Here is a 3,303-nt window from a genome sequence, read left to right as displayed (position 1 = left end):
GGGATGGGATAACGGTTATATGGAAGCACTGTTATTTAATCAATTTTAGCCGACTAAAATTTCATGCGTAACCCCTGCAAAAGCAACGTCGCCCTCTATCCGAATTTTCAGGAATATTTCCGCACTCACAAACCACCCTTCCTTGCGGTGTGGGGCCGAAACGATCCGTTTTTCTTGCCACTTGGTGCTGAAGCGTTCAAGCGCGATATCCCCGAGGCAAAAGTCACCTTCTTTGAAACCGGTCACTTCGCCTTGGAAACCCATGCCAGTGAGATTGCGACGGCCATCCGCGATTTCCTCACACGCTCGCATTAAAAGAGAAAATTTGTGCGGAGGTGGAAATGATGACTCTTTATGCAGTCAATCGATAAAATATCTCTGCCGGTGGCAATGTCACGGACAAAATTATACTTCAGTGTATCGAAAACCATGCCGATAAACCTACCGGCATCAGCCGGTAGTCGTTTAGTGAGTATACTTGCTAAAAATAACCATCCCAATCTCAGCAATTTTCTCTGATCGTTCTTCAAGAGAAGTGTTACTTTTTCTTAGATAGACACTGATGAATAATGGCGGCTCTTTGTCTGACCAAACCATTGAAGTGATACCTCTAATACCATAGTCACTTGCACCTGAACGGTCTGCTATAAACCAACCTTTAGGTAGTTCGGATCTTAACATATTATCGGCAACTTTATTCCCAATCATCCATTCCTTCAGTTGCTCTTTTGACTTTTCAGATAAAACATTTCCAGTTAATAGTTTCCTGATACTATTGCTCATTGCGTTAGGAGTTGTGGTATCTCTTAAGTCATGCTCAGGATTAATAGTTAAGTCAGGTTCATATCTATCAGATCTAGTTGTATTATCGCCGATTGAACGCATAAATTTAGTTAGTTCACTTGGGCCGCCTACTGACGATATAGCTATATTAGCAGCTGTATTATCACTAAAAGCGGTGGTTGCCTCGCAAGCTTGTTTTAAAGTTATTTTTTTATTTACATACCCTTCGGTAATAGGGGAGTATGTAACAATGTCTTTTTCTTTTATAAGTACAGAGTCTTCCAATCTCAGTGATTTATTGTCAACTTTTGCGAGGATATTTGCACATGCAAGGGCTTTTACTGTGCTATCTAAGGGGAATCGTTCGTCTCCGTTTACAGATTCAATCTTATTGCCATTATAGTCAAGTATGGATACACCAACTTGCCAACCTTGTGCTTCTAAAATTTTAATTTTATCTTTCAACATAGAAGCGTTTGCATTCGATATAAAAAAGAAACATAAAATTGCTGCTGGCATGTATTTTAAACTGAATGTGATATTTTTCAACGTAACGCTCTTTTTGGCAAGAAGTGTGTTCAAAGTTTCATCATTAGACATAATAAAAATTTATTTTAGCATGATTCGTTAGCATATAATAATATTATATGCACAATTAACGGTCATGATGGAGTAGGGCGCACAAGTATCTTTCGTATTTTGAAAGAAGAAAAAAATTAAAGTTTCTTCTTAAAATGATCAATTTCTATTTTTTGATATTCTCTTTAAATTTTGTCAAAATTTCTATCAATTAGTCAATCCAAGCCAGATGATTTAGCTCTTTCAATGGACTTTTTCAAAGACGAACCGCCAAAAGCAGTAACCAGTTCATCTCTTAAATTCAAACATTCCTCAGCCGAGATCAAATTGTGATCTGCAAGTGCTCGGATATAGTCGAAAGCAAAAGATTGTGAAGAATAGGAAAGTTGACTTTCCTATTCCTTTGCTGATTCATGAATCACGTAGCGGGCTTTTTCAAATACATCGGAGTTTGTCATAATAACCTCTAAGGGGTCAGCTTGGAAAACGGGAAATATCCTACGCTAAGCCTATTTTTATACAATATGGGGATTTCGGTGGTTCTGGTTAAAACTCTTAGCAATTAAAATGTCGAGGTTATTTGTCTTGATGTATGTAACACTCTAAGAATACGGATGTTTGAATTTTCTTTTATGTATTGGTACAATAAGATAAATGGAAAATGAGGAACTATTAATTTTCTGTACGACTCATCAACATTATTTCTAATTTTTACACCAGAATAAGGAGCCGTTTTCAGCAACTCTGCCATTTCTTGAAATTGAGCATCGACTTTATCAGCGAGGAATAGCCCTGCCTGTTCATAAAAGTAGCTGTAAATTTGCTCTCTATCTGCTTGAGCAGTTTCTTCCCATAACAGCCCAATCACTGGTCGCCACCACAAAGTTTCGTCCGTAGCAATGCCATACGATTTTGGCTTTCGTTATGTTCAATAAATACAGCTTGTCCGCTTTCACAGTGTGTTATTGCTTTTTCTATCTCACTTTCTAACCAGTAAGTATGTGAGTTTTTCTGATACTCGCGTTCTTCTGCTGCAAGTTCTTCCGCTTTCAATCGCATTAACTTGGTTAAATCTGTTTGGTGACGCTTTGCCGCCCGCATAGCTAGACGTTTTGTTTCGCTATCAATACGAAAATGCACCGTATCCATGTCGCCCCCTTCGTGTTGTCATTTGTGTTGTTTTTATTATAACGTATAAAACACAAAAATCAGCAATTAATGTAAGGTAAAAAGTGACATTTAAGTAATGATTATTATGTACATGACAGATAGGGTTCGCTGGGTACAAGACCATTGCAGAAATATCAACAGAGCATTGACTGGAAGGTGGGGTTTGACGCTCAGTGGAACGGTTTCACACGTTAAGGGTTTTTGTCCGATAAATCAACGTTTGTCGGACAATACGATTGTCATTTTCAGAAGACGACTTCTGACATTCCGTGCAATCGTCTTCTGAAAATGACACCTGTGTCATAAATAGCCACAAACCATTATATGTGTCAGGCATGGAAGGAGCTGAAAGCCTTGCTGGATACATGGATCAATGAAGGAATAGAGCGGAAAGTGTCACTTAGCGCTGATAATCAGTGCCTTAGATCTGGGTTAAAGGGATTCCCAATAGCTTCACACATTATCTTTTTTCGTGTAGTGGAAAATGGGATAACCATTGTCAGAATTCTACATCAATCTATGGATTATAGGCGACACATTAATGAGTAAAGATCTCATTAACTACAAGATGGTTTAGAACTTTATTTTCATCCAATATACAATAATTATGTTATAAACATAAAGTTTAAATGGGGGAGAAAATCATGAATATCTATCAACGTCTAAACAAAACTTTTTTTAATTCATGTTCAAAAATTGATAAATCTTGGCAAAAAAGAAAGAGAACAATTGATACAAAACTGATTATTCTTTTCCTAATGAAAATTATAT

4 protein-coding genes and 1 pseudogene are annotated in these 3,303 nt (G+C 37.3%); 2 read left to right on the top strand and 3 right to left on the bottom strand.

Translation table 11 applies throughout. The features are described from left to right. Positions 1–81: 81 nt before the first annotated feature. Positions 82–315 (top strand): annotated as a pseudogene (locus NXS07_RS19080) (alpha/beta fold hydrolase); the annotation flags it as partial. A gap of 150 nt (positions 316–465) precedes the next feature. Here the strand turns inward: NXS07_RS19080 and bla are convergent. From bla to NXS07_RS19065, 3 genes are all read right to left on the bottom strand, one after another. Next, positions 466–1,383: a class A beta-lactamase gene (gene bla, locus NXS07_RS19075; protein ID WP_230579978.1), complete on the bottom strand. Its 918-nt coding sequence runs from the start codon at positions 1,381–1,383 to the stop codon at positions 466–468. A gap of 541 nt (positions 1,384–1,924) precedes the next feature. After that, positions 1,925–2,230, bottom strand: a complete 306-nt coding sequence (locus tag NXS07_RS19070) for a type II toxin-antitoxin system RelE/ParE family toxin (RefSeq protein ID WP_038203806.1) — start codon at positions 2,228–2,230, stop codon at positions 1,925–1,927. After that, positions 2,227–2,511 carry a damage-inducible protein J gene (locus tag NXS07_RS19065; RefSeq protein ID WP_038203808.1) on the bottom strand — a complete coding sequence of 95 codons (285 nt, stop codon included), beginning with the start codon at positions 2,509–2,511 and terminating at the stop codon, positions 2,227–2,229. Before NXS07_RS19065 ends, NXS07_RS19070 begins: the two co-directional genes overlap by 4 nt. 345 nt (positions 2,512–2,856) lie before the next feature. Between NXS07_RS19065 and NXS07_RS21870 the strand changes: the two genes are divergently transcribed. Continuing rightward, positions 2,857–3,081, top strand: coding sequence for a type II toxin-antitoxin system RelE/ParE family toxin (locus tag NXS07_RS21870; protein ID WP_368859254.1), 225 nt, complete (start codon positions 2,857–2,859; stop codon positions 3,079–3,081). Positions 3,082–3,303 lie beyond the last annotated feature (222 nt).

Source organism: Xenorhabdus bovienii, from assembly GCF_024721015.1.
Taxonomy (GTDB): Bacteria; Pseudomonadota; Gammaproteobacteria; order Enterobacterales; family Enterobacteriaceae; genus Xenorhabdus; species Xenorhabdus bovienii.
This window is presented reverse-complemented; position numbering and strand designations above follow the sequence as displayed.